At 72.5% G+C, this 2,177-nt stretch carries 1 protein-coding gene; it reads left to right on the top strand.

Annotated features, from left to right (window positions below):
* A partial coding sequence (locus tag AWZ10_RS27740; protein WP_159058359.1) for a type I polyketide synthase occupies positions 1–2,177 on the top strand: 2,177 nt, incomplete at both ends.

Here is a 2,177-nt window from a genome sequence, read left to right on the forward strand (position 1 = left end):
CCCGGCCACACCGGCCGCATCCGGCGGCGCCGTCGCCGTGGCGCGCGGCGAGAGGGCCGAGGACCCCGTCGTGATCGTCGGGATGGCCTGCCGCTTCCCCGGCGACGCCGACACCCCCGAGCGGTTCTGGCGGCTCCTGGCCGACGGCACCGACGCGATGGGCCCCTTCCCGCAGGACCGCGACTGGGACCTGGACGCCCTGTACGACCCCGAGCCCGGCAAGGCCGGCCGTACCTCCACCCTCGTCGGCGGATTCCTCGACGGCTTCGCCGACTTCGACCCCGGTGTCTTCACCATCTCGCCACGCGAGGCACTGGCCATGGATCCGCAGCAGCGTCTGCTGCTGGAGATGGCCTGGGAGACGTTCGAGCGGGCGGGCATCGACCCGCGTGCGCTGCGCGGCAGCCGCACCGGCGTCTTCGCCGGCACCAACGGGCAGGACTACACCGGCATGCTCGCCGCCTCCGGCGAGGACTTCGAGGGCTACATGCTGACCGGCAACGCCGCCAGCGTCGTCTCCGGCCGGTTGTCGTACACCTTCGGTCTGGAAGGCCCGGCGGTCACCGTCGACACGGCCTGCTCCTCCTCCCTGGTGGCCCTCCACCTGGCCGCGCAGTCACTGCGCAGCGGCGAGTGCGACATGGCGCTCGCCGGCGGTGTGACGGTGATGTCCACCCCCGGTCTGTTCGTGGACTTCAGTCGTCAGCGGGGTCTTGCGGCGGACGGTCGGTGCAAGGCGTTCGCTGATGCGGCGGACGGGACGGGGTTCTCGGAGGGTGGTGGTCTGCTGCTGGTGGAGCGGTTGTCGGACGCGCGGCGTCTTGGGCATCCGGTGCTGGCGGTGGTGCGTGGTTCGGCGGTGAATCAGGACGGTGCGTCGAACGGGTTGAGTGCGCCGAACGGTCCGGCTCAGCAGCGGGTGATCCGTGCGGCTCTGGTGGATGCGGGTGTGTCGGCGTCCGAGGTGGATGTGGTGGAGGCGCACGGTACGGGTACGACGCTGGGTGATCCGATCGAGGCGCAGGCGTTGTTGGCGACGTACGGCCGGGAGCGGGCCGAGGGGCAGCCGTTGTGGCTGGGCTCGGTGAAGTCGAATGTGGGTCATACGCAGGCGGGCGCCGGTGTCGCTGGTGTGATGAAGATGGTGCTGGCGATGCGGCATGGGGTGTTGCCGGCGACGTTGCATGTGGATGCGCCGTCGTCGCATGTGGACTGGTCGTCGGGTGGGGTGGAGTTGCTGACGCGGGCGCGTGAGTGGCCGGAGTTGGTGGAGCGTCCGCGTCGTGCGGGTGTGTCGTCGTTCGGTATCAGTGGGACGAACGCGCATGTGGTGCTGGAGGCCGTTCCCGAGGAGCCGGTGGCCGAGGAGCCGGTGGCCGAGCAGTGGGTGACCGGCGAGCCGGTGGCCGAGCAGTCGGTGGCGCAGGAGTCGCGCGGGGTGCGGGGTGGTGTTCCGGTGCCGTGGGTGGTCAGTGCCCGCAGCCGGGACGCCCTGCGCGCCCAGGCCGCACAACTCCTCGACCATGTGACTGGGCACCCCGGTGTTCCGCTCGCCGACACCGCCCTGGCCCTGGCGACCACCCGTACCCCGTTCCCCCACCGGGCCGTCCTCGTCGGCGCCGACCGGGACGGACTCGCCGCCCAACTGCGGGCTCTGGCCGACGGAGTGCCGCTGCCCGGCACGGTCACCGGCACCGCCCGCACCGGCGGCAGGACCGCGTTCCTGTTCACCGGGCAGGGCGCCCAGCGGCCCGGGATGGGCCGCGAACTGCACGCGGCCCACCCGGTGTTCGCCGAAACCTTCGAGGCCGTGTGCGAGCGCGTCCCCGGACTGCGCACGGTGGTCCTCGGCGACGACGCCGAGCGGCTGAACCGCACCGAGCACGCCCAGCCCGCCCTCTTCGCCTTCGAGGTCGCCCTCTACCGCCTGCTGGAATCCTGGGGCGTACGGCCCGACTTCGTCGCCGGGCACTCCGTCGGCGAGATCGCCGCCGCCCACATCGCCGGCGTGTTCTCCCTGGACGACGCCTGCGCCCTCGTCGCCGCCCGCGGCCGACTGATGCAGGCTCTTCCGGCCGGCGGCGCGATGGCGTCGGTCTCGGCCACCGAGGAGGAGGTGCTGCCGCTGCTCGCCGGACGCGAGCACGAACTCGGTATCGCCGCCCTCAACGGGCCCG

Origin of the sequence: Streptomyces europaeiscabiei, from assembly GCF_001550375.1 — a bacterium.
Classification (GTDB): domain Bacteria; phylum Actinomycetota; class Actinomycetes; order Streptomycetales; family Streptomycetaceae; genus Streptomyces; species Streptomyces europaeiscabiei.